This is a genomic window from Segnochrobactrum spirostomi (assembly GCF_009600605.1).
In the GTDB taxonomy this organism is placed as follows: domain Bacteria; phylum Pseudomonadota; class Alphaproteobacteria; order Rhizobiales; family Segnochrobactraceae; genus Segnochrobactrum; species Segnochrobactrum spirostomi.
This window is the reverse complement of sequence record NZ_VWNA01000001.1, coordinates 2,032,501-2,058,801: the sequence shown is the minus strand read 5'-3', so window position 1 is coordinate 2,058,801 and position 26,301 is coordinate 2,032,501. Positions and strand designations below refer to the sequence as shown.

Below are 26,301 nucleotides of genomic sequence, written 5' to 3'. Positions count from 1 at the left end.
GAAGAAAGCCGCGTCCCGGGGGGCGCGGCTTTCCTGTCTTGCGACGGCCTCGGAGGCGAAGGGCCTCACTCGGTCGGCATCATGCCCGGCATCATGTTCATGTCGAGATGGTGCATGATCCACAAGGACCCGATCACCGTGATCGCGACGATCAGCACGGTGAACAGGAACGCCGACATGTTCCAGGTCTGGCTCGAGGATGTGTTGAGGTGCAGGAAATAGACGAGGTGCACCACGATCTGCACGATCCCGAGGATCACGATCAAGGGCACCACCGTCGTCGCCGGCAGGGTGCCTGCCATGACGAGGGCGAACGGCACCGCGGTCAGGATGACCGAGAGCACGAACCCGACGATGTAGGACTTCACGGTGCCGTGGCTGGCGCCGTCGTCGTGGTGGCCGTGGGCCGGAGCGGCGTGCGGGGCGTTCATCAGGCGACTCCCATCAGATAGACGACGGTGAACACGCCGATCCAGATGATGTCCAGGAAGTGCCAGAACAACGACAGGCACATCAGACGGGTGCGGTTGGCCGCGGTGAGGCCGCGGTGCATCACGTGCGCCGCCATCACGGCCATCCAGATCAGGCCGGCGGTGACGTGGAGACCGTGGGTGCCGACCAGCGTGAAGAAGGCCGACAGGAAGGCGGAGCGGTCGGGACCGGCGCCCTCACGGATCATCTCGTGGAACTCGTTGAGTTCGAGGCCCAGGAACGCCGCGCCGAGCAGGAAGGTGACGGCGAGCCAGCCGAGCACCTGGTTCTTGCGGCCGGCATCGGCCGAGATCATCGCCATGCCGTAGGTGAAGCTCGAGATGAGCAGGCAGGCGGTTTCGATCGCCACGTAGGGCAGGTCGAACAGCTCATGGCTGGTCGGCCCGCCGGCCGTGTTGTTGCGCAGCACCGCAAAGCTCGCGAACACCGCCGCGAACAGGATGCAGTCGCTCATGAGGTAGATCCAGAACCCGAGCGTGGTTTTGGATCCGTCCTCGTGGTGCTCCTCGTGGGAGTCGACGTCGGCTACGGAAGGGGCGATGACGTTCATTTCGTCGAACCTGCGGCGGTGAGGGCCTTGAAGTGGCTGCCTTCGATGCGGGCGACCTCACCCGGCTGGACGTAATAATCGCGGTTCTCGTTGAACGAGTGGGCGATCACCACGACGAGGCTGGCGACGGCGGTGAGGATGGCCAGCCACCAGATCTGCCAGATCAGGGCGAAGCCGAGGGCGCCGGCGATGACCGCCAGGATCACGCCCGTGCCGGTGTCGCGCGGCATGTGGATCTTGGTGTAGGCGGGCAGCGGCTTGTAGGCGTCGCCGTTCTGCTTCATCTCCCAGAAGTGGTCGCGGCCGGTGACCACGGGAACCCGGGCGAAGTTGTAGAAGGGCGGCGGCGAGGAGACCGCCCATTCCAGGGTACGGCCGCCCCAGGGATCGCCGGTCACGTCCTTGAGCTGCTCACGTTTCGCGATGGAGACGACGAGCTGCAGGATCGTGGCGCCGATGCCGCACAGGATGATCACGGCCCCGATCAGCGCGACCACCAAGTAGATGTGCCAGATCGGGTTGTCGACGTGGTTCAGGCGGCGCGTCATGCCCATCAGGCCGAGCGCGTAGAGCGGCATGAAGGCCATGTAGAAGCCGATGAACCAGCACCAGAACGACACCTTGCCGAGCCGCTCGTCGAGCTTGAAGCCGAGCGCCTTGGGGAACCAGTAGGTGTAGCCGGCCATGCAGCCGAACACCACGCCGCCGATGATCGCGTTGTGGAAGTGGGCGATCAGGAACAGGCTGTTGTGCAGCACGAAGTCGGCCGGGGGCACCGCCATCAGAACGCCGGTCATGCCGCCGATCGCGAAGGTGATGATGAAGCCGATGGTCCACAGCACCGGGACGGTGAATTGCACGCGGCCCCGGTACATCGTGAACAGCCAATTGAAGATCTTCACGCCGGTCGGGATCGAAATGATCATCGTGGTGATGCCGAAGAAGGCATTCACGTTGGCACCCGAGCCCATGGTGAAGAAGTGGTGCAGCCAGACGAGGAAGGACAGCACCGCGATCGCCATGGTCGCGTAGACCATCGACTTGTAGCCGAACAGCCGCTTGCCCGAGAAGGTCGAGATCACCTCGGAATAGATGCCGAAGGCGGGCAGGACGAGAATGTAAACCTCGGGATGGCCCCAGGCCCAGATGAGGTTGACATACATCATCGGGTTGCCGCCGCCGTCATTCGTGAAGAAATGCATCCCGAGATAGCGGTCGAGCGCAAGCATCGCGAGGGTCGCCGTCAGGATCGGGAAGGCGGCGACGATCAGCATGTTGGCGCAGAGCGTGGTCCAGGTGAACACCGGCATGCGCATCAGCGACATGCCCGGCGCGCGCATCTTCAGGATCGTCGTGATGAAGTTGACGCCTGCGAGCAGCGTGCCGACACCGGAGATCTGCAAGCTCCAGATATAATAGTCGACGCCGACATCCGGACTGTAGGCGAGCCCCGACAGCGGCGGATAGGCGAGCCAGCCGGTGCGCGCGAACTCGCCGACGACGAGCGAGAGGTTGACGAGCATGGCGCCCGCCACCGTCAGCCAGAAGCTCAGCGAGTTGAGGTAGGGGAACGCGACGTCGCGGGCGCCGATCTGCAGCGGCACCACGATGTTCATCAGGCCGATCACGAACGGCATCGCCATGAAGAAGATCATGATGACGCCGTGGGCGGTGAACACCTGGTCGTAATGGTGCGGCGGCAGGTAGCCGGCGCCGCCGGTGGAGGCGAGCGCGAGCTGGCTGCGCATCATCATCGCGTCGGTGAAGCCGCGCAGCAGCATCACGATGGCGAGGATGACGTACATCACGCCGATCTTCTTGTGATCGACGGAGGTCAGCCATTCGGTCCACAGCCATTTCCAGCGGCGGAAATAGGTGAGCGAGCCGACCACGGCGATGGCGACGAGCGCCATCAGGGCGCCGGCGCCCATGATGATCGGCTGATCGAACGGGATCGCCGAGAGTGTTAACTTACCGAACATCGTCAGAGACCCTTGGGATTCGCCGGCGTGCAGAGGTTGGCGCCGGTCCCGGCGCCCTTCGCGAGGGCGAGATTCATCGCGACGTCGGTGCAGACGGCCCCGTCGGCGCACTTGTTCAGGATGTTGTGGTAGAGCGTCGGCGACACCGAGGCGTAGAGCGCGACCGGATTGTCCTCGCTCGGCGCTTCGAGCGCGCGGTAGGTCGCCGCGTCGAGGCTCTGGGACGAGGCGCGGGCCTTTGCCACCCAGGCGTCGAAATCGGCCTGGCTCATCGCCTTCGTGACGAACTTCATGCCCGAGAAGCCGGCGCCGCTATAGTTCGCGGAGATGCCGGCATAATCACCCGTCTCGCTCGCGAGCAGGTGCAGCTTCGTCTCCATCCCGGCCATCGTGTAGATCTGGCTGCCGAGCTGCGGGATGAAGAACGAGTTCATCACCGTCGCCGAGGTCAGCCGGAAATTCACCGGCGTGCCGGTCGGAATGGCGAGCTCGTTGACGCTCGCGACGTTCTGCTCGGGATAGATGAACAGCCACTTCCAATCGAGCGACACCACCTCGACCTCGAGCGGCTTCGCGGTGCTCGCGATCGGCCGGTAGGGGTCGAGCTTGTGGGTGGTGATCCAGGTCACGGTGGCGAGCACCACGATGATCGCGCATGGGATCAACCAGACCACCGCCTCGATCTTGTTCGAGTGCTCCCAATCGGGGGCGTAGGTCGCCTTCGTGTTCGAGGCGCGGTAGCGCCAGGCGAAGACGAGGGTCAGCACGATCACCGGAATGACCACGATGAGCATGAGGCCCGTGGCGAAGAGGATCAGGTCCTTCTCGTCGGACGCGATCGGGCCCTTCGGGTTGAGCACTTCCATCTGGCAGCCGGCGAGCAGCACGGCCGCTCCCACCGTGCCGAACAGCGCACGTATTCGTGAACTGTTGCGCCGCAAAAATCCGGTGGAGGGCGACGGCTCCACAACTGTCCCCGTTGCGCGCAGGACCGCGCCCCACAACGATCTCATCGACTACCTCTCGACCAACAACGCGGAAAGACGTGTAATCCACACGGCCACCGCAATGCCGAAACATTCTGAAATCATTCGAATCGACCACTAGTCGATGAACGACTTCGACTCCGAATGCGAAACACGTCAAACGTGTTTTAGCTGAAGCGACGCTCGAGCCTTGGCCGGGATCGGAGGTCAACCTAGCCGAGCCCCGGGTGTTTGCTCATATTCCCGGCGGGTGCCCGGGTGCAATGCGTAAGTCTGCCACAGCGCCCCGCGCGGTGCGGATTTTTGCCGAGGTGCCGTCGCAATGTGCACTGCAACATAACGATTGCGACGCACCTTTTTGCCGGCTGCACAACCGCCCGCATTCCGCCGCGGTGGGGGAGGCGGCAGGGCCCGGCGTCGTCCGGCTCACACAAAACACAAGAATTTCAAGAATCTGCCGTCGCCGCGGCGGCGCTGGGATGACCCGACGAGCCCCTCGCGCGGGGCGCAAGCCGGCGCACCGCTTGACGGAAAGCGGCTCGGTGCGCGCATTTCGCCGCACCCCTTACGTGCAGTTGCAATATGGCTTGCCGCTACGACCCGCGATGCGCTGGGACATCGTAACGCAGCCGTGTCTGGACGCGCTCGTCGCCTCAGCCGTGGCGCTCGACCACCCGGTCGTAGAGGTCGCGCACTTCCTGGCGGCGCAGACCGGGGCATTCGAGCAGGAGTTCGCCGATCAGCCAGGCCCGTTTGCGGGCCGCGCTTTCCGGATCGAGGCCGGCGATTTCACGGGCGGCCTGAAGAAGCTTGTCGAGATTGAGCATCACCCACCCTCCGCGATCCGGCGGGTCTCCCGGCCGCGCATGCGGTCCGGCCCGTCTTTTCGATCGCGCGGCCCAGATCGATGAGCCGGCTTCACAAACCTGGCAGAAGAGGCTTGCGCAAAGGTGTATTTCGGCGGCGGTCGGCAAGCCGCCACCGCCGAAGGGCGCGCGGTCCGCTCAGGCGCGCCGGCGGGCTCGCTCGACGACAGGGCGGAAGAAGGCGAGCGGCGGCGGGTCGGCCTCGGGGTCCTTGGCGAGGTCGTCCCAGAACCGGAGCTTCACCGCGTCCTCGGAGAACGGGGTGAGGCGGAACGCGGTGGCGCCGGCCTCGTCGAACGGACCGCCCTGAAGCGCGAGGGTGCGCACCGACGCCGGCGACAGGGTGGCGAAATAATCGGGGTCGATGGCGCAGAGATAGCGCTTGGCATCGACATGAAGGCGGATCGGCTCGCTGACCGCCGGGGGGAAGTGGCGCGCCACGAAGCGAGCACCGGCTTCCTCGTGGTAGAGGTCGTGGCCGCTTTCGGCCGCACCGTCGTCGGCGGCGAGGAGGTGGCCGACATCGTGGAGCAGCGCGGCGGCGACGAGGGCGTCGCTCGCGCCTTCCCGGTAGGCGAGATCGGCCGCCTGCAAGGCGTGCTCGAGCTGGGTCACCGCCTCGCCGCCATAGAGGGCGCCGCCCTCCTCCGCGAGGCACCGGAACAGATATTCGACCGGGTCGAGATCCGCCGCCGCGGCATTCATCTTGTTCTGTTGCGCCATCATCCCACGCGTTCCCCACCGCTCCAGACGCTCCGGACCACGGGCACGCTGCCCGGCCGGTGCACCACCCTCACGAGATCCGCCCGCCGTCCCGGTGCGATCTCCCCGCGGTCGTCGAGACCGACGGCCGCCGCCGGGCCCCGCGTGACCAACGCGATGGCCCGTTCGAGCGGCATCGCCGGGATGCGCTCGGGGAGGAGAAACGCCGCCTGCATCAGGCTGAACGGCACATAATCGGACGACAGAATGTCGAGGAGGCCGGTCTCGGCGAGTTCGACCGCCGAGACGTTGCCGGAATGGGAGCCGCCGCGGACCACGTTCGGCGCGCCCATCAGGATCTTGAGGCCGCCGGCGCGGGCGGCATGTGCCGCCTCGAGCGTCGTCGGGAATTCCGCAATGGTCGCGCCGTCGCCGACCGCCTCGGCCACATGCTCGGGCGTGGCGTCGTCGTGGCTCGCCAGCACCAGCCCGGCGGCCCGCCCCATGGCGGCGACAAGCGGCCGATTGGCGGCGGAGCGGATGCGCCCGATCTCCTGGCGCTCGGCCACGTAGGCGTCCATCTCGGCGTCGGAGAAGCCGGCCTTCGCCTGATAATATTTCCGGTATTCGGCCAAGCTGACGAACTGGCGCTGTCCCGGCGTGTGGTCCATCAGCGAGGCGAGGCGGACCCGGCCCGTCGCGATCAGCGGCTCGGCATCGGCGACGACGTCCTCCGCCGGCACCTCGCAGCGCAGATGCAGGAAATGATCGATCCTGAGGCGCCCCTCCGCCCGGGCGACGTCGAGCGCCGCGGCCAGCGTACGGGTGTCGTTGCCGATCGTCGTCGCGTCGGCATCGCCGCCGACGCGCAGCGCATCGAACACGGTGGTGATGCCCGACGCGGCGACCTGGGCGTCGTGGGCCTGAATGGCGGCGATCGGGTTCCAGCGCACGCCGGGGCGCGGCGCATAATGGTTCTCGAGGTGGTCGGTGTGCAGTTCGACGAGCCCCGGGACAAGATAATCGCCGGCGCAATCGAGGGTGCCGAGGGCCGCGCTCGGCCCCTCGTCGACCGCCTCGATGAGGCCGTCGCGCAGCACGACGCTGCCGTGGACGACGCGGTCCGCGAGGACGAGGCGGGCATTGGAGAGAATGGTGGCGGGCGAGCGGCTCGGCATCGGTCGGGACTCTTGTGAGGTCACGGGCGGGCGGCGGCCGCGGTGCCGAGGGGGATGAACCGGCGCAGCACGAAGTTGGCGCCGGGCTCCGGCTCGACGAAATGGGCGAGGGCGTCGACGAGGACCGCGCGGCCGAGCACGGGCGCGAAGAAGCGCTCGGCGCCGCGCTGCACCGGATCGGCGATCTCGGCGTCGAGCGCGTCGGTCAGCGTCATGTGGAAACGGAACTCCTCCAGCACGTAAGGGTAGCCGTAGGCGACGAGCAGCGCGTCCTGCCGGGGCGTCAGGCCGGCGCGGCGGCGCCGCGTGATCTCGGTCTCGGACGGCGGGGTGCGGAAGCGGTCCATCGCGACGACGAGGTCGGCGGCGAGGCTGTCGAGCGCCGGCACCGATGCCGCCGGCACCAGCGCGAGGAAGGCGCCGAGGCGGTCGAGGGTGATGGCTGGGATTGTCACCGGCGCCCGGGTGAGCGCGAAGGCCGTCGCGGCGGCCACGAAGGCGGCTTCGTCACACTCGGGCTTGAGCGCGATGGGTGCCTTCAAGGTGCCGTGAAATCCGTAGCGCCGGGCTCCGGCGGTGGCGGCGGCGAAGGTCTCGCCGTCGACGTCGGCGACGAGCGGCTGTTGCAGCCCGTGGCCGCCCAGGGCATCGCGGCCGAGCCAGCGCGCGCCCAGCCGGGCGAGGAGTGCGCTGTCCCGGGGGCGAAATAGATCGCGTGGCGCATGGTAGGCTCCGGACGATTCTCGACGTTCAGGGCGACGGGTGACTTAGGCAAGCCACGCGATGGGGTGTCAACGATAGACATCGTAACAATCATCACGTTCTCGGCCGCATCGTGTCCGGGCCATGAAAACATTCGGACGTCGGGAGAGAATTTCTGTCGGGCTGGATGGGGGCAGGTTTCACCATCACTCAGCCGTTGAAAACTCGGCAGAACGGGTAGCGCCGAAGCAAAACCATGCGTTGCCGGCGGCCGGATCGGCACGCCGGCCGGGCCGGAATCGGCCCCGAATCCGCGCCGCCGTTCGGCCCGCCCGCGGTGGAGGCGGGGCCGAACTCCACCATGTCCACGCCCGCGCGCCGGCCCGCCGGAGCGGGCGGTAGCCACCTCCGAACCTAGGCGTCCAGCTTTACGGGCGATGGTCGTTTGCATGACGCTTCAATGACGCTCCGGGTCGGGTCGGTCTCGGTCGGTGCGGCGTCCGGCCCAAGCCGCTCGCGGTCCATATCGCGGCTTACGCCGCCTGGGCGCTCGACGGCCGGTCGATCTCGATCACCGCATCGGCGACCCGATCGCGCACGGCCGCATCGTGGAAGATGCCGACGAGCGCGACGCCGGCTCGCCGCTTCTCCAGAATCAGGTCGCAGACGACGTCCCGGTTGCGTGCGTCGAGCGATGCCGTCGGCTCGTCGAGCAGCAGGATCGGCCGGTCGGCGACGAAGCCGCGGGCGACGTTGATGCGCTGCTGCTCGCCGCCCGAGAAGGTGGCGGGCGGCAGGTCCCACAGCCGCTCGGGGACGCCGAGCCGATCGAGCAGCGTGCCCGCGCGGGCGAGCGCGTCCGCGCGGGGCACCCCGAGGGCGAGCGCGGGCTCGGCGACGACGTCGAGGGCGGAGACCCGCGGAATGACGCGCAGGAACTGGCTCACATAGCCGATGGTGCGGCGTCTCAAGTCGAGAATGGTGTGCGGGTCGGCGGTCGCGACGTCGGTCGTCCGCCCGCCGTCGCGGACGACCACGGCGCCGTGGTCGATGCGGTAGGTGCCATAGATCATCTTGAGGATCGAGCTCTTGCCGGCGCCCGAGGGGCCCGACAAGGCGACGCAGGAGCCGGCTGACACCGTGAAGTCGATGCCGGAGACGACCGGCAGGCGGAGCCCGCCGCGCAGGTGCATCGTGAACGCCTTGGCGAGCCCGGAGACCTCGAGGCGGGGCGGCGGCATCATCGGATGTCCTTCCATCGAGCGGCTCCCACGGGTGCGCATTTCGCGTCAGGCCTGAAGCACGGAGGAGACGAGCAACTGGGTGTAGGGCTCGCGCGGATCGTCGAGCACCTGATCGGTCAAGCCGGTCTCGATCACCCGGCCCTGCCGCATCACCATGAGGCGGTGGGACAAGAGGCGTGCGACCGCGAGGTCGTGGGTGACGATGACGACGGCGAGGCCGAGATCGGCGACGAGACCGCGGACCATGTCGAGCAGGCGGGCCTGGACCGAAACGTCGAGGCCGCCGGTCGGTTCGTCCATGAAGACGAGGCGCGGGCGGGTGACCAAGTTGCGGGCGATCTGGAGGCGCTGCCGCATGCCGCCCGAGAAGGCGCGGGGATCGTCGTCGATGCGGTCGCCGTCGATCTCGACCCGGCCGAGCCAGTCGAGCGCGGTGTCGCGGATCTTGCCGTAGTGCCGATCGCCGAGCGCCATCAGCCGCTCGCCGACATTGGCACCGGCCGACGCCGCCATGCGCAGCCCGTCGGCCGGGTTCTGGTGGACGAAGCCCCATTCGGTGCGCAGCAGGCGGCGCCGGGCGCTCGGTTCGAGGCCGTAGAGATCGCGCACGGTGCCGTCGGCCCCGCGATAATGGACCGAGCCGGCGCTCGGCGTGAGGCGGCTCGACAGGCAGCCGAGCAGGGTCGTCTTGCCGGAGCCCGATTCGCCGACGATGGCGAGGACCTCGCCAGGCCACAGGTCGAGATCCACCTCGGCGCAGCCGATCCGCTCGCCATAGACCTTGCTCAGCCCGCGGGCCTGGAGCAGCGGCCCCTCTTCGAAGAGGGGCGTGGCGGCGGGCGTGCCCGCGCGGCCACGGAGCGCGAGGTCAGCGGTCATGGGAGCCTCCCGCGACCGCCGTGGGCGCTTCGCCGAGGAGGGCGCCGCGATGGCCCGCGTCGCGCCGCTCCGCGCAATAATCGGTGTCGGAGCAGACGAACATCCGCCCGCCGCGGTCGTCGAGCACCACCTCGTCGAGATAGGCATCGGTCGCCCCGCACAGCGCGCACGGCTGATCGAAGCGCTGCACCTCGAAGGGGTGATCCTCGAAATCCAGGCTGACCACCGGCGTGTGGGGCGGCACCGCATAGAGGCGGCTCTCGCGCCCGGCGCCGAACAATTGGAGGGCCGGCGAGCGATCCATCTTCGGGTTGTCGAATTTCGGGATCGGCGAGGGGTCCATCACATAGCGGCCGTTCACCTCGACCGGATAGGCGTAGGTGGTGGCGACGTGGCCGTGCTTGGCGATGTCCTCGTAGAGCTTGACGTGCATCAGCCCGTAATCGGCGAGGGCATGCATCCGCCGCGTCTCGGTCTCGCGCGGTTCGAGGAAGCGCAGCGGCTCGGGAATCGGCACCTGATAGACGAGGATCTGCCCCTCGCCGAGCGGATGCTCGGGAATGCGGTGGCGGGTCTGGACGATGGTCGCCTCGGCGGTGCGGGTCGTCGTCGCGACCCCGGCGACCTTGGCGAAGAAGGCGCGGATCGAGACCGCGTTCGTGGTGTCGTCGGACCCCTGGTCGATCACCTTGAGCACGTCGTCCGGCCCGATGATCGAGGCGGTCACCTGGACGCCGCCGGTGCCCCAGCCATAGGGCATCGGCATCTCGCGGCTGGCGAACGGGACCTGGTAGCCGGGGATCGCGATCGCCTTCAGGATGGCGCGGCGGAGCATCCGCTTGGTCTGCTCGTCGAGATAGCCGAAGGTGTAGCCCTCGGCGCCCGCGGGCGTGCCGGGAGCGGATGCGGTGCGGATGGCCTCGTCATGCGACATCGGTCTGCTCCGTCGCGGCATGTTCGGCGCGAAGCTGGCGCAACAGGCCGAGTTCGGCCTGGAAATCCACATAATGCGGCAGCTTCAGGTGCTCGACGAAGCCGGTCGCCTGCACCACGTCGCAATGGGACAGGACGAATTCCTCGTCCTGGGCCGGGGCGGTCTGCTCCTCGCCGAGCTCTCCGGCGCGCAGGGCGCGATCGACGAGGGCCATCGCGATCGCCTTGCGCTCCGCATGGCCGAAAACGAGCCCGTAACCCCGGGTGAACTGGGGGGGCATCTCGGCGGAACCGGCGAACTGGTTGACCATCTGACATTCGGTGACGGCGATGCGGCCGAGCGGCACCGCGAAGCCCGCGTCCTCCGCCGTCATCTCCACCTCGACGAAGCCCATGCGGATTTCGCAGGCGAAGGGGTGGGTGCGGGCATAGCCGCGCTGGGTCGAATAGCCGAGGGCGAGCAGGAAGCCCTCGTCGCCGCGGGCAAGGGCCTGGAGGCGCACGTCGCGGCCCGCCGGAAAGGCGAGCGGCGTGCGGGTGAGATCGCCGACCGCGGCGTCGTCCGGTCCCGGATCATCCCGCTCGACGAGATCCTCGTCGGCCAGGAGATCGCTCACCCGCGGCATGTCGGGGAAGCCGGCTCCATCGCCCCGGGGCGGCGGCGGGGCGGCGGCGAAGCCGGCGTCCTCCGCGGCAGCGAGGGAGAAGTCGAGCAGGCGGTGGGTATAATCGAAGGTGGGCCCGAGGATCTGGCCGCCGGGCAGGTCCTTGTAGGTCGCCGAGATGCGGCGCAACGCCTTCATCGCCCCGGTGTCGATCGGGTCCGAGATCCCGAAGCGGGGCAGGGTGGTGCGATAGGCGCGGATCAGGAAGATCGCCTCGATGAGATCGCCCCGCGCCTGCTTGATCGCGAGCGCCGCGAGCCCCTCGTCATAAAGAGAGCCCTCCGTCATCACCCGGGCGACGGCGAGCGAGAGCTGGCCAGCGATCTGGTCGAGGGTGAGGCCGGGGACATTGGTGTCGCCGCGCCGGGCCTCGGCGAGCCAGGCGTGGGCCTCGTCGATGGCCCGTTCGCCGCCTTTGACCGCGACGTACATCTCAGATCTCCCCGGCCTCGACGGCGATGCGGGTCGAGCGCGGCAGCGCGGCGATCCGCTCTCCCGCAGTGAAGAGAACATCGACGCCGCGCGGGAAGCCCGCATGGTTCAGCCGGCATTCCCGCCAGAAGGCGGCGCCGAGCGGGGGAACCGAAAGCCGGGTCTCGCCATCGATGCCGGGACCCGACAGCGTCGCGCCGGTATCGTCCGCCAGCGCGTCGACCGCCAAAATCAGCGTCGTCGAGCGATCGGGATAATCGTCGGTACCCTGGGCGAACGCGGCGAGGCGGGGCAGATCCGCGGTGTGCGTCACCAGCGCGAAGGCCGCCTCGGCCGGCGCCGCCACCACCGGCGCGCCGGTGTGGAAGGCGAGCCAGCGGCGGACCCCGTCGTCGCCGGCAAGCGTCGGATCGAGCCACAGGGGTGTTTCGAAATCGGTGAGGGCGAGCGCCACGGCGGCCATCGCGGTTCCGAGCGGCGCGGGTGGGGAGAGGGGGACCGCGATGCGGCCGATCCGCCCTGGGCGCGCCATGGCGTCCATCACGGCGCGGAACACGGCCTGGGCGGCGAGCCCGGGATCGTCGAAACCGGGAGCGAGCATCACGAATCCTCCCCGCGCACCATGGTGAAGAAATCGACCTTGGTCGCGGCCGCCTTCGCGGCCAACGCCGCGTCGGCATGGCGGCTGGCTTCCGCGATCGGAGCGACGATGTCTCGCTCGATGCGCAAGCACCATTCGGGACGCTGAGACAGCGCGTCGAGAAGGGCGATCGCCTCGGCTTTCGGGGCATCTCGACCGAGCAGGTAGCCGAACCCGGTCTCGCCGGATTCGAGCGCGATCGCGCAGCGTGTGGCCGTGGCCTCGCCGAGATTGAAGGGCGCGCCTTCGCCGCCGATCCGCCCACGCACCATCACGAGGCCGATCTCCGGCCGGCGCAGCCGGTGCCAGGCCGGCAGCGGGCCGAGCGCCGCGATGCGCCGGGCGAGTTCGCCCGCGTCCGCTCCCACGAGGACACGCAGCCGGCGACGGCGCGCCTCGACGGAATGCGGGTCGCCCGGGAGGGGGTCGGCATTCTGGGGCGCGGCGGCGTCCATGCGGGTCTCGTACCTCGTCGCGGAAGCCGGGACCGGCCAGCCGATCCCGATGCATTATCGAATAGCCGTCGCCGTTCGATTTGTCTAGTTTAATAGACAAATATGCCGGCAAAACGTTTATTCGCTCTCCCGGCGGAAATGGTGCATGTTTTTCCGCTCGAAGGATCGCGCCGGCCCGCCAGGGATTGGCGCGATTGGGGGCTGCGAACGCAAGGACATGATGCGCGAGGTCAGCGGCAAACGTCGTTCGGGGGAGGAAGTGGCGCGCGGCCTCGGGGTCGCGGTGTGGCGCCAGATCGCCGATCGCCTCCGCGACGAGATCGTCGCCGGGACCTGGGCGCCGGCCACGCGGTTACCGACCGAATCGGAGCTCGCGATGCGGTTCGGCGTCAACCGGCATACGGTGCGCCGGGCGATCGCGGTGCTGGCGACCGAAAGCCTCGTCCGCGCCGACCAGGGGCGCGGCACCTTCGTCGCCGAGCGCCCGCTGCCCTATCCGATTGCCGAGCGGACCCGGTTTGCGGCCAATGCCGCCGCCGCGGCCCGGGTCGGGCGGGCCGAAATCCTCGGCCACACGCACGAGACGGCGGCGCCGCGGCTCGCCGAGCGGCTGGCGCTGCCCCTCGATGCGCCGCTCCATCGCATCGAAATGATGAACACCCTCGACGACTTGCCGTTCAGCGTCGCCACGATCTGGGTTTCGGCCGAGCGCTTTCCGGAATTCCCGAACTGTTGCGCGGCGACCGGCTCCGTCACCGCCGCATTCGCCCGCCTCGGCGTCACCGACTATTTCCGTCGCGAGACGCGCATCACGGCGGTCATGCCCGACAAAGACGATGCCGAGCGCCTCGGAGTCGATACCACCCGTCCGCTGATTATCACCGAAAGCGTCGACGTCGATCCCGAAGGGCGGCCGATCAGCACGCTCCGCACCCGCTTCCTCGCCGATCGGATCGAACTCATCGTCGCGTCGTGACGGCCCCGCTCAATCCCCGATGATCTTGACGAGCGTGCCGGGCACGAGGGCGCTGCCCTCGGGGATCTGGTTGAGCACCAGGAAGAGCTGCTTGCGGTAGGTCGGGTCGCTGTACTTCATCCGCGCCGCGAGCGAATCGATGGTGTCGGTCGGCGTGGTGCGCACCACGTGGACGCGCAGCGGCTTGAGGTCCGCGATCTCGTTCGGGTTGAGGCGGTGGAAGCTCGCGATCGTGCTGGCGAACGCCGCCTCGAACTGCGCCGAGGGCGTCGCGGCGGCGAAGATGAACCGGTAGGCACGCGATCCGACACGGACGATCGCGATGCGGAACGACCAGCCCTCGGAGATCGCCGAGGCGGTCGCCGCCGGAAGGGCGCCCACCGTCGTCGCCCGCACGCTGTCGTCGACGAGGCCGTTCACCCAGCCGGACCGCAGATAATCCTGGAGCGACATGTCCTGCGGAATATCGACGCCGTCGAAGCGCATGGCGATGTTGCCACCGTCGCTCGCGAGCACGGCGCGCGGAGTGTTGTCGAGGAGGAAGCCCTGCGGGACCGTGAAGCCGATCCCGAGCTCACGGTGCAGGAAGGCGTTGCCGCGCACGAAGCCCTCGCGCGGGTCGTCGCCGTAGAGCATCCCCTCGAGGTTCTGGAGATAAGCGTCGCGGTCCTGCTCGCCGGTGTCGGGTCCCGCATATTGCCGGGCCTCGCGGGTCGCGAGCTCGATGCGCTCCGGCGTCGAGGGATGCGACGACAGGAAGTCCGGCCGCCCGTTGGCGGAGGATTGGCGCGACGCCTTGAGCGCGGCGAAGCGGCCCATGGCGGTGAGGAAGCGGGCGGCGGCGAACGGGTCGTAGCCGGCGCGCGCCAGCGTCTTGACGCCGATCGCGTCCGCCTCGAGCTCCTGGGTCTGGCTGAAGCGGGCGAGCGAGAGCTCGGCCGACGCCTTGGCGGTCTGCGCGGCTTGGGGGTCCTGCACCGCGTCGGCGACGCGGCTGACGACCGCGGCCGCCTCGGCGCGCTTCTGGCGCTGGATGGCATGCTGAGCCGTGATGTGCCCCATCTCGTGAGCCAGCACGGCGGCGACCTCGGAAGAGTCCTCGGCGAGCGCGAGAAGGCCGCGGGTCACGTAGACGTATCCGCCCGGCAGCGCGAACGCGTTGACCGACGGCGAATTGAGGATGGTGACGCGGTAAGTCCGCGAGGGATCATCGGACGCCGCGACGAGCCGCCCGACCACCCGGGCGACGGCGGCTTCAGTCTTCGGATCGGAATAGACGCCGCCATAGGCGCTGACGATGCGGGGATGCTGGCGCGCGCCGAGGCTCGTTTCCGGGGAATTGATGGTGCGCGAGGCGATCGGCGCGCTGACCGAGACGGTCGGCTCTTCCGGCGCCATGAACGAGCAACTCGCGAGCAGCGCCGCAACGGCGCACGCGATCAGCGCGCGGCCGGTCCGCCGCGCACGGCCCTCCCCCTCATTGCCCCGAACCATTGCCCGACGCGCCATCGACGACTACTCGCTCTCCTCAACACCGTCCGGCCGCGTCTTCCGGGGGGTCGTCGTCGCCGGGCCATCTGGCTCGGTCCGCCCTGCGCCGGTACGATCGGGCCGCCGCTTTTGCCCTCGGCCCGCCTCGTCCCAGGCCTTTCTGGCCGGGATGGGTCGATTCTTCAAGCGAGGCGATCCCGTCCGCTTTCCGCGATCGGCGCGGTGAAATCAAGGCTCCATCATGTCGCGATCATGGAGAGGGTTCGCCGGGCCTGTTTCCGCTATCGAGTCGAAGCGGTGCCGACCCTTGTTTTCGCGGCGGCGACTTCGCCGTCCAGCGGCCTCGTCGGTGGCAGGAAGGTCTAAGTCGGCTCATTAAGGTACATTCTCGGTAGCATTACCGGTGTTGCACGCCGGACGCGGGCGGCGAATCCATGACCCAGATCAAAAAGTGCGAGTTCCATTCGCCCGCCACTTTCTCTATCAACGGCTGAGTAGCGAGAGCCTGGGAGAGCTTCGATGGCGTTTTTACACCGCGGCTGGCATGCGAGAGTGCGGTGCAATCGAGCGGCCCTTGCGGGAATGCTCTTGCTCTCCAGCGGGCTGTTCGCCTCCGGCGCCTCGGCGGCCGACGCGCCAGCGGCCGCGGCTCCGCCACCGGCGGTGACGGTCGCGCCCGTCGTCGACCAGGATGTGACCCGCAAGGTTCAGTTCGTCGGCAACATCCAGGCGATCCAGCAGCTCGACGTGAAGGCGCGCGTCGAAGGCTTCCTGACCAAGGTCGCCTTCGATGAAGGCGCCTACGTCAAGGAAGGCCAGCTCCTCTATCAGATCGATCCGTCGCCGTTCCAGGCATCGCTCGACGCCGCGAACGCCGAGCTCGCCGCCTCCAAGGCGCAGCTCGCTTCGAACCAGGCGAACCTGACCCAGAAGCAGATCACCCTCGACCGTCAGCTTTCGCTGGTGAAGAGCGGCACCGTCTCTCAGGCGGTGGTCGATTCGGCGACCGCCGACCGCGACATGGCCTCGGCCCAGGTCCAGTCGGCCGAGGCCTCGATCCAGCAGGCCCAGGCCCAGGTCGAGACCGCCAAGATCAACCTCGGCTACACGACGATGACGTCGGCGATCTCGGGGCGCATCGGCAAGACCAAGTACACCGTTGGCAACCTGGTCAACACCGGCAGCGGCACGCTCGACACCGTGGTCCAGATGGACCCGATCCGCGTGGTCTTCTCGATCCCGGAAAAGGATTATGTGCTGCTGACCCGCCGGATCGCCGAGGGCGCCAAGACCCAGGCCGAGGCGACCACCGTGACGGAGAGCGGCGATACCGACCTCGGTCACAAGTTCACGCCGACCCTGATGCTCCCCGACGGCTCGACCTACGACACGGCCGGCACGATGGAGTTCATCAACAACCAGGTGGACGCGAACACGGGTACGGTCTCGGTCTTCGCGACCTTCGCGAACCCCGACAGCCTGCTCCTCCCGGGGCAGTATGTGACGGTCACCGTCCAGGAAGGCGACATCAAGAAGCTCCCGGTGATCTCGCAATCGGCGATCCTGCAGGACGCCCAGGGCTCCTACGTCTACGTGGTTGGGACCGACAACCGCGCGGTGACCCGTCGCGTCAAGACGGGAACCCAGATCGGGACCAGCGTCGCGATCCAGTCGGGCCTGATCACCGGCGAGATGGTCGTCGTCGACGGCGTGCAGAAGGTGCGGCCTGGCATCGTCGTCACGCCGGTGCAACAGACCCAGTCGAGCGCGGCCGACGCGAGCGCTTCCACCTCGCAGTCGGGGAACTGAGCACATGTTCTCGGCGATCTTCGTCGCTCGACCCCGCCTCTCCTTCGTCATCTCGATCGTCATCGTCATCGCCGGTGCGCTGTCGATCCTGTCGATGGCGGTCGCGCAATATCCGAACATCACGCCGCCGGTCGTCCAGGTGACGGCGAGCTATCCGGGCGCCGACGCCGCGACGATCGCGGCGACCGTCGCCCAACCGATCGAACAGCAGGTCAACGGCGTGGAGGGCATGATCTACATGTCTTCCGTGTCGTCCTCGTCGGGTAGCTACACTCTGCAGGTGAGCTTCGCGGTCGGCTCCGACCCGAACATCGCCCAGGTCAACGTGCAGAACCGCGTTGCCCTCGCCGAGGCCCAGCTCCCGACCATCGTGACCAATCAGGGCGTCAACACTGAGCAGCAATCGACCTCGATGCTGCTCGTGATGAACGTCTATTCGCCGGATCATTCGCTCGATCCGGTGTTCCTGTCGAACTACACCGCCATCAACATCCAGACGCCCATGGCGCGTCTGCCGGGCCTCGCTTCGACCACGATCTTCGGCCAGCTCTCCTATTCGATGCGCGTCTGGCTCGATCCGACGAAGATGACGGCCCTGTCGATGGCGCCGCAGGAGATCATCAACGCGATCTCCAACCAAAATATTCAGGCTTCGCTCGGCCAGATCGGCGGTCCGCCGACCGGGGGCAAGCAGACCTTCCAGTACACCATCACCGCCCTCGGCCGCCTGCAGGATCCGACGCAGTTCGAAAACATCGTGCTGCGCACCGGCCAGAACGGCGCAGTCGTCCGCATCAAGGACGTCGGCCGCGTCGAGCTCGGCGCCCAATCCTACAACCAGGTCTCGAAGCTCAACGGCGCGCCGTCGGCGACCCTCGCGCTCTACCAGTTGCCGAGCGCCAATGCGCTCTCGGTCGCCAAGGACGCCCGTGCGCTGCTCGCAACCCTGAAGACGCGCTTCCCGAAGGGCATGGACGCGGAGGTCATCTACGATTCGACGCTGTTCGTGTCGTCCTCGATCGAGGACGTGATCCACACCTTGATCGAAGCGGCGATCATCGTGCTTATCGTCGTCTTCATCTTCCTCCAGGATATCCGCGCGACCATCATTCCGGCCGTCACCATCCCCGTGTCGCTGATCGGCGTGTTCGTGGTCTTGGCGGCCTTGGGGTTTTCGGCCAACACCATCAGTCTGCTCGCCGTGGTGCTCGCCATCGGCCTCGTCGTCGACGACGCCATCGTGGTGGTGGAGAACGTCCAGCGCATCATGGAAGAGGAGGGGCTCGACCGGAAAGCGGCCACCCTCAAGGCCATGGAGCAGGTGACGGGCCCGATCATCTCGACGACTCTCGTGTTGTTCGCCGTGTTCGGCCCGGTCGCCTTCCTGCCCGGCATCTCGGGCGAACTCTACCGCCAGTTCTCGGTGACGATCGCCGCGGCGGTGGCGATTTCGGCGCTCAACGCGCTGACCTTGTCGCCGGCGCTCTGCTCGCTGGTGCTGAAGCTGCCGAAGCCGGCCAAGCGCGGTCCGTTCTTCTGGTTCAACAAGGGCCTCGACAAGTCCCGCCACGGCTACGTCTCGCTCTCCGGCCTCATCGCGCGGCGCTCGATCGTGGCCGGTATCCTGATCGTACTGATTGGCGGCCTGGCGGGGCACCTCTTCACCAAGCTGCCGACCGGCTTCCTGCCGAACGAAGACCAGGGCGTGCTGTTCGTCGACGTGCAGACCCCAAGTGGCTCGGCGCTGCCGCGGACCGTCGCTGCGCTCGACAAGGTGCAGGAGATCGCCTCGAAGATCCCCGGCGTTGCCGACGTCATCACCGTCGGCGGCTATTCGATGCTGACCCAGTCGCAGCTCTCGTCGTCGGGCCTGGCCATCATTCCGCTCAAGCCGTGGGGCGAGCGCACCACGCCTGAGACCAGCCTGCGCGGCATCTATGCGGCGCTGAAGTCGCAACTAGACGCCATCCCCGACGCCAATTATCTGCCGTTCCCGCCGCCCGCCATTCCCGGCGTCGGCCAGGCCGGCGGTTTCGACTTCCGCCTCGAGGCGGTCGGCGGGCAGTCCTATGCGGAGATCGAGACCGCGGTGCGCTCGCTCGTCGCCGCAGCGAATCAGGACCCTCGCATCTCCAACGCGTTCTCGAGCTTCTCGGCCTCGATGCCGCGCCTCTATCTGGATCTCGATCGCGTCAAGGCGGAGAGCCTGAAGGTCTCCGTCGCCGACGTGTTCAATCTGTTCCAGGTCATGATGGGTTCCTATTATGTGAACCAATTCAACTACCTGGATCGCGTGTTCCAGGTAAACATCCAGGCCGACACGCCGTTCCGCATGTCGCAGTCGGATATCAACCGCCTCTACGTGCGCAATGCCGACGGCAACATGGTGCCGGTGACGACGTTCTCTCACTTCGAGACACGGTTCGGTGCCGACTTGGTGTTCCAATATAACCAGAACGCCGCGGTGCAGATCACCGGATCGTCGCCGCCCGGCGGCAGCTCCGGCGGCGCCATGGCCGCGATGGTCGACGCCTTCAAGAAGACGCTGCCGACCGGCTACGTCTACGAATGGTCGAGCCTGTCCTATCAGGAGGCGAGCCAGACGGCGGCGCAGGTGATCGGCATCTTCGCCCTCGCGGTGGTGTTCGGTTATCTCTTCCTCGTCGGCCTCTACGAGAGCTGGGTCGTTCCCGTCGCCGTGATGGCCTCGGTCGCGGTCGCCATCCTCGGCGCGGCGGCGGCTGTCGGGGCCGTCGGGCTCGACAACGACCTCTACACCCAGATCGGTCTCGTCCTGCTCGTCGGTCTCGCCGCGAAGAACGCGATTCTCATCGTGGAATTCGCGAAGGAGCAGCGCGATCTCTACGGCGCGACCCGTTACGAGGCGGCGCTCGAAGCGGCCCGCATGCGGTTCCGCGCGGTGTTGATGACCGCCTTCGCGTTCATCATCGGCCTGATCCCGCTGGTGACGGCGACCGGTGCAGGTGCGAACGCCCGCATCCACATCGGCGTCACCGTGATCGGCGGCATGGTCGCGGCGACGATCTTCGGCATCACGCTGATCCCGGGCCTCTATGTGATGATGCAATATTTCGGCGACCGCATCATCGGCCGGAAGCCGGACCGGCTCGGACCGCGCATCGAGCACGGTCAGGCTCATGGTGGCGAGGGCAGTGAGCCGCCGGCCGGCGGGGAGCCGCCCGCCCCGCCGGCGGCCCCCGCCCCGGCCGCCTGATCGCCCGCCCGACCCTTCAAAACGGGTACAAGCCGCGGATATAAAGAAGGCCCCGATCGCGAGACCGGGGCCTTCTCTTTTCATCGATCGGATCGAAGGCCGCCCGGCGGACCGGGCGGCGTCCGCTCACTTGTTGAAGAACACCGTCATCGCGTCGACGTAGGTGATCTGGCAGAGGTCGCCCGGCTGGATCTGCGCGAGGTCGCCGGAGACCTGGGCGTTGGTCGCCGGCATGGTGCGCAGCTCCTTGTCGTGGCCTTCGAAGGTCACGGTGCCCTTGGTCTTGTCGACGTCGACGAGAACCGCGTCGATGGTGATCTTGCTGCCCCAGAAATTCTCCGGCAGCGGCCCGGTCTCGCTGATGTCCATGATGCCCTGGGACAGCAGGCCCTTCTTGCCCGAATCGGCCTTCTTCAGCGCCGTCACGGCGCCCGGCGCGGTGCCGACGAGGATGCGCTCGTTCGGCTGAAGCTGGGAGAAGGTCCCGGTCACCGTCGGCGAGATGACGTAGGCATATTGGTCGCCGTTGGGCTTCTTCACGGTGACTTCGCGCGCCGCCTTGTCGAACGACACCACGGTGAGCTGGCGATAGGTCACCGGAATGGTGCCGAGACCCTGGATCGTGACGGTGGCGGGGCCGGGCGCCGGCTGGGCGACCGCCGGGGCGACCGCGGCTGCGCCGAGCGCGAGCGCCAGCAGACCGGCGCGCAAGGAGGTGGAAAGCGTTGTCATGGGGATCCCCAAAAAGGTTGCGCGATGCGCTTCCGGCCGGGTGGGATCACCCGGCATGCGGGAGACATGCCCTTGCCGCCGCCGCGGCGCGAGCCGGCTCGACCCGTCCTGAATCGGCAGGATTCGAGCCCGGTTAGGCTCTAGCACGCGCCCCGAGTCGCGACAACGTGATGTGGCCGCTCAGCCGGCGCCGCGGTCGTCGTCTTCGTCGTCGGCCGTTTCGGAACGTTCGCCGGCGGGCGGCGGGGCGAGATCGTCATAGAGGGCTGAGACGGAGGCGGGCGGTCCTCGCCGCTCCGCGAAGCCGACGATCCGCAGCACGCGAACCCGGCCGCCGACCGCGACGGTGATGACGTCGCCGATGCGGACCGCCCGGCTCGTCTGCACGATCTTCTCCCGGTTGACCCGGACGTGGCCGGATTCCACCAGCGTTTGCGCCGCCGAGCGGGTCCGCGCGAGGCGCGCGTGCCAGAGCCACTTGTCGAGCCGTTGCCGACCGGCCTCCATTCCAAGCCTCCGCTTCTCCGCCGTCGTTCTCGTCCGGGCGCGCCGTTCCGCCCGAGCGTGGTTGTCTCCGCCGGCCGCTTTCCTGTAGGGACATGGCACCTTCCGGCTCGGTGCGGCGCGACCGCTGCGCCGCTCGCTGTCCGTACCGCACATCGGACCATATAAAGAGATGTCCCAGTCTTCTGCTCCCGCCGACCGCGCCGCGCTTCTCGCCCGTCTCGCCGAGCTCGACATCGAGACACGGACGACAGACCATCCGCCGCTCTACACCGTGGAGCAGTCCCAGGCGCTGCGTGGCACGATTCCCGGCGCCCACAGCAAGAACCTGTTTCTGAAGGACCGCAAGGATGCGCTGTTCCTGGTGGTCGCCCTTGAAGACGCGACGATCGACCTGAAGCGGATCCACGAGCGCATCGGCGCGAGCGGCAAGGTCAGTTTCGGCAAGCCGGAGCTTCTCATGGAAATGCTCGGCGTGGTGCCGGGCTCCGTGACGCCGTTCGGCGCCGTCAACGATCAGGGGGCCCGTGTGAAGGTGGTGCTCGACGCGGCCTTGATGCTGGAACCGGTGTTGAACTTTCACCCGCTCGAGAACACCGCGACGACGACCATCGCCCGCGAGGGCCTGGTGCGCTTCCTCGAGGCGGTCGGCCATCCGCCCGCGATCCTGGCCGTCAGCGAAGAAGCCATCGCCACCGGTTTGTAATTGACGTCGAAAATGCCCATCTTGGCGCGGAAAGCGCGCCCAGGCGGCGCCTCAGTCTTGCCGGTCGCCCGGCGGACGAATCCTTCTCGCAGTCCCGGCCGCGCCACGGCCGGACTCTTTTCGAGGTCCGAGCGATGAGCGAAATCCTGTTCGGTGCCGGCAGCCCGGCGTCCCGTCCCCAACAGCCCGCCGTCCCGGGTACGGCTGCTCCGGTGCGCCCCGCGGCCGGCGGCGCCGAGGCCGTGATCGACACCACGACCCGCACCTTCAAGCAGGACGTGCTCGACGCGTCGCGCCAGGTGCCGGTGCTGGTCGATTTCTGGGCGCCGTGGTGCGGGCCCTGCAAGCAGCTTACGCCCGTGCTCGAAAAGGTGGTTGCCGCCGCCCGCGGCCGGGTGCGTCTCGTCAAGATGAACATCGACGACCATCCGGAGGTCGCCGGTCAGCTCGGCATCCGTTCGATCCCCGCGGTCGTCGCCTTCGCCAACGGCCAGCCGGTCGACGCCTTCATGGGCGCTGTGCCGGAAAGCCAGGTCACCGCCTTCATCGAGCGGCTCGCCGGTCCCGGCGGGTCGCCGGATCTCGACGCCGTCCTCGACGAGGCCGATGCGTTCCGCACGCAGGGCGACTTCGCTTCGGCCGGCGAGCGCTATGCGGCCGTGCTCGAAGTCGAGGCCGACTCGCTGCGCGCGCTGATCGGTCTCGGCCAGATCGCCCTTGCGGAGGGCGACCTCGAAGGTGCCCGGGAGACGCTCGACGCGGTTCCGCCCGAGAAGCAGAAGGATCCGCTCGTCGCCGCCCTGCGCGCCGCGATCGATCTCGCGGAACAGGCCTCCGGCCTCGGCGACCGCGGAGCGCTGGAGCGCGCCGTCGCCGCCGATCCGGCCAATCAACAGGCCCGCTTCGATCTCGCCGTGCTGCTCGCCGCTCAAGGCGATCACGCCGGCGCCGTCGAGCACCTGCTCGATCTGATCCGCCGCGACCGCGCCTGGAACGACGATGGCGCACGCAAGCAGCTCGTTCAATTCTTCGAAGCCTGGGGACCGAAGGACCCGATGACGCGCGATGGGCGCCGCCGCCTCTCGTCGGTCCTATTCTCCTGACCTATTCTTTCGGGGGAGCGCGGCCCGCCGGGTCCGCTGCGAAACCCGTGATCGCGGCGGCGCGTCCGCCGCGGAGAGGTAGACGAAGCCAAATGCAGGTCGGCAACGCCACCTATGATCGTCCGGAGGATCTGCCGGAGACGATTCCCCTGTTCCCCCTCTCGGCGGCGCTTTTGCTGCCGCGGGGCCAGATGCCGCTCAACGTCTTCGAGCCGCGTTATATGGCGATGATCGACGCGGTGTTGGCCGGTGACCGGGTGATCGGCATCGTGCAGCCCCGGTTCGATCTCGGCGAGGTGGATCTTGCCGCCGCGCCGCCGCTTTGTGCCGTCGGCTGCGCCGGCCGCCTCACCGCGCTGCAGGAGAGCGGCGATGGCCGCTATCTGCTCTCGCTTACGGGCATCTGTCGCTTCCGCCTGCTCGACGAGGTGACGGCGGGCACGCCGTTCCGCGTCGCCCGCGTCAGCGCCGCCGAGTTCGCCGAGGATTTCGAGCCCGATCGCGGCCAGGACGAGGTCGACCGCCAGGCGCTCCTCGACACCTTCCGCGCCTATCTCGAAGCCAATCACCTCGAGACGGATTGGCCGAGCGTCGAGCGCGCCTCGAACGAGACCCTCGTCAACGCGCTGTCGATGATGAGCCCCTATGGGCCGGCCGAGAAGCAGGCGCTGCTCGAGGCGCCGGATTTGCGCTCCCGGGCGGAGACGCTGGTCGCCATCACCGAGGTGACGCTCGTGCGCGCCGAGCAGGACGGCGACATCCGGATCAACTGATCCCGCGCGGGACGGCATGGACGACGCCGAAGACCGAGGCCACTCGATGACGGACCCCACGATGACCGATCGCAAGAGCGACGCCCGCCCGCAGCGTTCCATCGATCCGAAGCTGCTCGAGCTGCTGGTCTGCCCGCTCACCAAGACCACGCTCGAGTACAATGCGGCGACGCAGGAGCTCGTCTCGCGCGCCGCCCGGCTTGCTTATCCGATCCGCGACGGCATCCCGATCATGCTGCCGGACGAGGCTCGCCCGCTCGACGGCTGAGGCCCGCTCCTGACACCGTGGTGACAGGAAAGGGGCGCGTCGGCCCTCGCGAATGGGCCGGCCCCGTCCTATCTTGAGGCGGAACGCCGACCCGGCGTGCCTTTCGAATCAATGGCGCCCATGAGCCGACCGCCGAAATCATCCGACCGCAGCTCCCCCGCCGCCGAACCCGAGGATGGATTCGGCGAGGCGCCGCAGGCGGCGTTCGAAGGGGCGCCGCTCGGCGGCTCGATCGCGGATTGGGCGGCCGAGATCGAGGCGGCCTCGGTCGCTTCCGAGCCCTACGCCGAAGCCCCCGCAGCGCCGGCGGCCAAGGCCACCACGAAGTCCGCGGCCAAGGCCGACGGCAAGGCGGCGAAGGCGTCCGCCAAGGCGTCCAAAGCCAATGCGCGCTCCCGCGTCGCCGGCGGCCTCAACCCGGTCGCCGGGCTCGACATTGCGCTCGAAGATGTCGGGTCGCTGCCCTCCACGGCGGTGACGGCGACGGTCGCCGCGCTCGAAAAGCTCATCCAGCAGGGCCGCAAGGAATTCGACGGCAAGCCGTGGACGCCGCACCGGCCGCCGCGGCCGGAGAAGTCCGAAGGCGGTGTGCCGTTCGAGCTCGTTTCCGAGTTCGAGCCGCGCGGCGATCAGCCGACCGCGATCGCCGACCTCGTCGAGGGGATCCGCAACGGCGACCGCACCCAGGTCCTGCTCGGCGTCACCGGCTCCGGCAAGACCTTCACCATGGCCCAGGTCATCGCCAAGACCCAGCGGCCGGCGCTCATTCTCGCCCCCAACAAGACGCTGGCTGCCCAGCTCTACGGCGAGTTCAGATCGTTCTTTCCGAACAACGCTGTCGAATATTTCGTCTCGTACTACGATTATTACCAGCCGGAAGCCTACGTTCCCCGCACCGACACCTATATCGAGAAGGAATCGTCGATCAACGAGCAGATCGACCGGATGCGCCACTCGGCCACCCGGTCGCTGCTCGAGCGCGACGACGTCATCATCGTGGCCTCGGTGTCGTGCATCTACGGTATCGGTTCGGTCGAAACCTATACGGCGATGACGTTCGGGCTGGCGGTCGGCGAGCGCATCGACCAGCGCCAGCTCCTCGCCGACCTCGTCGCGCTGCAATACAAGCGCTCCGACGTGAACTTCGTGCGCGGCACCTTCCGGGTGCGCGGCGACGTCGTCGAGGTCTTCCCGGCCCACTATGAGGACCGCGCCTGGCGGGTGTCGCTGTTCGGCGACGAGGTCGAATCGATCGTCGAGTTCGATCCCCTGACCGGCAACCGCTCCGGCGACCTCAAGTTCATCAAGATCTACGCCAATTCCCACTATGTGACGCCGCGCCCGACCCTCAATCAGGCGACCAAGAGCATCCGCGACGAGCTCAAGGCCCGGCTTGTCGAACTCGAGCGCGCCGGCCGCCTGCTCGAGGCGCAGCGGCTCGAGCAGCGCACCCGCTTCGACCTCGAAATGCTGGAAGCGACCGGGTCCTGCGCCGGCATCGAGAACTATTCCCGCTACCTGACCGGCCGCCTGCCCGGCGAGCCGCCGCCGACCTTGTTCGAATATCTGCCCGACAACGCTCTCGTCTTCGCCGACGAGAGCCACGTCACGATCCCCCAGATCGGCGGCATGTATCGGGGCGACTTCCGCCGCAAGGCGACGCTGGCCGAATACGGCTTCCGGCTGCCTTCCTGTATGGACAACCGGCCGCTGCGCTTCGAGGAATGGGACGCCATGCGGCCGCAGACGGTCGCGGTGTCGGCGACCCCGTCGGCGTGGGAGATGGAGGAGGCCGGCGGCGTCTTCGCCGAGCAGGTCATCCGTCCGACCGGTCTCGTCGATCCCCCCGTCGAGATTCGTCCGGCCAAGGCGCAGGTCGACGACCTGCTCGGCGAGGTCCGCGCCGTCGCGGCGCGCGGCTATCGCAGCCTCGTCACCGTGCTCACCAAACGCATGGCCGAGGACCTCACCGAATATCTCCACGAGAACGGCGTGCGG

General features: G+C 68.0%; 26 protein-coding genes (1 of these 26 only partly in view). 9 read left to right on the top strand and 17 right to left on the bottom strand.

All coding sequences use genetic code 11. The features are described from left to right. Positions 1-65: 65 nt before the first annotated feature. From F0357_RS09240 to F0357_RS09205, 8 genes are all read right to left on the bottom strand, one after another. Positions 66-431, bottom strand: coding sequence for a cytochrome o ubiquinol oxidase subunit IV (locus F0357_RS09240; RefSeq protein WP_153480092.1), 366 nt, complete (start codon positions 429-431; stop codon positions 66-68). Then, complete coding sequence (cyoC, locus tag F0357_RS09235) at positions 431-1,042, bottom strand: cytochrome o ubiquinol oxidase subunit III (protein ID WP_153480088.1); 612 nt, start codon at positions 1,040-1,042, stop codon at positions 431-433. Before cyoC ends, F0357_RS09240 begins: the two co-directional genes overlap by 1 nt. Beyond that, positions 1,039-3,024, bottom strand: a complete 1,986-nt coding sequence (gene cyoB / locus F0357_RS09230; protein WP_153480085.1) for a cytochrome o ubiquinol oxidase subunit I — start codon at positions 3,022-3,024, stop codon at positions 1,039-1,041. Before cyoB ends, cyoC begins: the two co-directional genes overlap by 4 nt. 2 nt (positions 3,025-3,026) lie before the next feature. After that, complete coding sequence (gene cyoA / locus F0357_RS09225; RefSeq protein ID WP_153480074.1) at positions 3,027-4,037, bottom strand: ubiquinol oxidase subunit II; 1,011 nt, start codon at positions 4,035-4,037, stop codon at positions 3,027-3,029. 626 nt (positions 4,038-4,663) lie between these two features. Then, the gene (locus tag F0357_RS09220; protein WP_153480065.1) at positions 4,664-4,837 is read right to left on the bottom strand and encodes a hypothetical protein; all 174 of its coding nucleotides are present in this window, start codon (positions 4,835-4,837) and stop codon (positions 4,664-4,666) included. Between the two features lie 177 nt (positions 4,838-5,014). Then, a complete protein-coding gene (locus tag F0357_RS09215) occupies positions 5,015-5,602 on the bottom strand; it encodes a phosphonate degradation HD-domain oxygenase (RefSeq protein ID WP_208948273.1) in 588 nt (195 codons plus the stop codon). Further along, the gene (locus F0357_RS09210; RefSeq protein WP_153480063.1) at positions 5,599-6,756 is read right to left on the bottom strand and encodes an alpha-D-ribose 1-methylphosphonate 5-triphosphate diphosphatase; all 1,158 of its coding nucleotides are present in this window, start codon (positions 6,754-6,756) and stop codon (positions 5,599-5,601) included. The genes F0357_RS09215 and F0357_RS09210 overlap by 4 nt, the downstream gene beginning before the upstream one ends. Positions 6,757-6,776: 20 nt before the next feature. Then, on the bottom strand, positions 6,777-7,298 hold the full coding sequence (locus tag F0357_RS09205) for a DUF1045 domain-containing protein (RefSeq protein WP_208948272.1): 522 nt from the start codon (positions 7,296-7,298) through the stop codon (positions 6,777-6,779). Positions 7,299-7,304: 6 nt separating this feature from the next. Between F0357_RS09205 and F0357_RS24100 the strand changes: the two genes are divergently transcribed. Then, on the top strand, positions 7,305-7,466 hold the full coding sequence (locus F0357_RS24100; RefSeq protein ID WP_208948271.1) for a hypothetical protein: 162 nt from the start codon (positions 7,305-7,307) through the stop codon (positions 7,464-7,466). 525 nt (positions 7,467-7,991) lie between these two features. Here the strand turns inward: F0357_RS24100 and phnL are convergent. From phnL to phnG, 6 genes are read right to left on the bottom strand one after another with little or no spacing between them, the layout of a single operon-like run. After that, complete coding sequence (gene phnL / locus F0357_RS09200; protein WP_153486529.1) at positions 7,992-8,699, bottom strand: phosphonate C-P lyase system protein PhnL; 708 nt, start codon at positions 8,697-8,699, stop codon at positions 7,992-7,994. Positions 8,700-8,747: 48 nt separating this feature from the next. Next, on the bottom strand, positions 8,748-9,581 hold the full coding sequence (gene phnK / locus F0357_RS09195) for a phosphonate C-P lyase system protein PhnK (RefSeq protein WP_153480057.1): 834 nt from the start codon (positions 9,579-9,581) through the stop codon (positions 8,748-8,750). Further along, positions 9,571-10,515, bottom strand: coding sequence for an alpha-D-ribose 1-methylphosphonate 5-phosphate C-P-lyase PhnJ (locus tag F0357_RS09190; RefSeq protein WP_153480055.1), 945 nt, complete (start codon positions 10,513-10,515; stop codon positions 9,571-9,573). Before F0357_RS09190 ends, phnK begins: the two co-directional genes overlap by 11 nt. After that, a complete protein-coding gene (locus F0357_RS09185) occupies positions 10,505-11,611 on the bottom strand; it encodes a carbon-phosphorus lyase complex subunit (protein WP_153480052.1) in 1,107 nt (368 codons plus the stop codon). Before F0357_RS09185 ends, F0357_RS09190 begins: the two co-directional genes overlap by 11 nt. A gap of 1 nt (position 11,612) precedes the next feature. Further along, positions 11,613-12,212, bottom strand: a complete 600-nt coding sequence (phnH, locus tag F0357_RS09180; protein WP_153480050.1) for a phosphonate C-P lyase system protein PhnH — start codon at positions 12,210-12,212, stop codon at positions 11,613-11,615. Further along, complete coding sequence (gene phnG / locus F0357_RS09175; protein ID WP_153480047.1) at positions 12,212-12,706, bottom strand: phosphonate C-P lyase system protein PhnG; 495 nt, start codon at positions 12,704-12,706, stop codon at positions 12,212-12,214. Before phnG ends, phnH begins: the two co-directional genes overlap by 1 nt. A gap of 217 nt (positions 12,707-12,923) precedes the next feature. On the opposite strand from phnG, the gene phnF reads away from it, so the two are divergent. Beyond that, a complete protein-coding gene (gene phnF, locus F0357_RS09170; protein WP_208948270.1) occupies positions 12,924-13,682 on the top strand; it encodes a phosphonate metabolism transcriptional regulator PhnF in 759 nt (252 codons plus the stop codon). Between the two features lie 9 nt (positions 13,683-13,691). On the opposite strand, the gene F0357_RS09165 is transcribed toward phnF, so the two are convergent. Further along, a complete protein-coding gene (locus F0357_RS09165; protein ID WP_153480043.1) occupies positions 13,692-15,176 on the bottom strand; it encodes a M48 family metalloprotease in 1,485 nt (494 codons plus the stop codon). 579 nt (positions 15,177-15,755) lie between these two features. Here F0357_RS09165 and F0357_RS09160 point away from each other — a divergent pair. After that, positions 15,756-16,982, top strand: coding sequence for an efflux RND transporter periplasmic adaptor subunit (locus F0357_RS09160; RefSeq protein WP_208948269.1), 1,227 nt, complete (start codon positions 15,756-15,758; stop codon positions 16,980-16,982). Between the two features lie 4 nt (positions 16,983-16,986). Beyond that, positions 16,987-20,217: an efflux RND transporter permease subunit gene (locus F0357_RS09155; RefSeq protein WP_153480040.1), complete on the top strand. Its 3,231-nt coding sequence runs from the start codon at positions 16,987-16,989 to the stop codon at positions 20,215-20,217. Positions 20,218-20,343: 126 nt separating this feature from the next. Here F0357_RS09155 and F0357_RS09150 read toward each other — a convergent pair whose 3' ends face one another. Beyond that, a complete protein-coding gene (locus tag F0357_RS09150; RefSeq protein ID WP_153480039.1) occupies positions 20,344-20,949 on the bottom strand; it encodes a hypothetical protein in 606 nt (201 codons plus the stop codon). Between the two features lie 180 nt (positions 20,950-21,129). After that, positions 21,130-21,456 carry an RNA-binding S4 domain-containing protein gene (locus F0357_RS09145; protein ID WP_153480038.1) on the bottom strand — a complete coding sequence of 109 codons (327 nt, stop codon included), beginning with the start codon at positions 21,454-21,456 and terminating at the stop codon, positions 21,130-21,132. Between the two features lie 169 nt (positions 21,457-21,625). On the opposite strand from F0357_RS09145, the gene F0357_RS09140 reads away from it, so the two are divergent. The 5 genes from F0357_RS09140 to uvrB form a co-directional block, all read left to right on the top strand. Beyond that, positions 21,626-22,159: a prolyl-tRNA synthetase associated domain-containing protein gene (locus F0357_RS09140; protein ID WP_153480037.1), complete on the top strand. Its 534-nt coding sequence runs from the start codon at positions 21,626-21,628 to the stop codon at positions 22,157-22,159. Positions 22,160-22,293: 134 nt separating this feature from the next. Continuing rightward, on the top strand, positions 22,294-23,262 hold the full coding sequence (trxA, locus tag F0357_RS09135) for a thioredoxin (RefSeq protein WP_153480036.1): 969 nt from the start codon (positions 22,294-22,296) through the stop codon (positions 23,260-23,262). Between the two features lie 92 nt (positions 23,263-23,354). Further along, on the top strand, positions 23,355-24,035 hold the full coding sequence (locus tag F0357_RS09130) for an LON peptidase substrate-binding domain-containing protein (RefSeq protein ID WP_153480035.1): 681 nt from the start codon (positions 23,355-23,357) through the stop codon (positions 24,033-24,035). Between the two features lie 46 nt (positions 24,036-24,081). Beyond that, the gene (locus F0357_RS09125) at positions 24,082-24,303 is read left to right on the top strand and encodes a Trm112 family protein (RefSeq protein WP_246161414.1); all 222 of its coding nucleotides are present in this window, start codon (positions 24,082-24,084) and stop codon (positions 24,301-24,303) included. A gap of 120 nt (positions 24,304-24,423) precedes the next feature. Further along, positions 24,424-26,301: the 5' portion of an excinuclease ABC subunit UvrB gene (uvrB, locus tag F0357_RS09120; RefSeq protein WP_153480034.1), read on the top strand. It continues 864 nt past the right edge of the window; the window shows 1,878 of its 2,742 coding nt (coding positions 1-1,878); its start codon is at positions 24,424-24,426; its stop codon lies beyond the right edge, outside the window.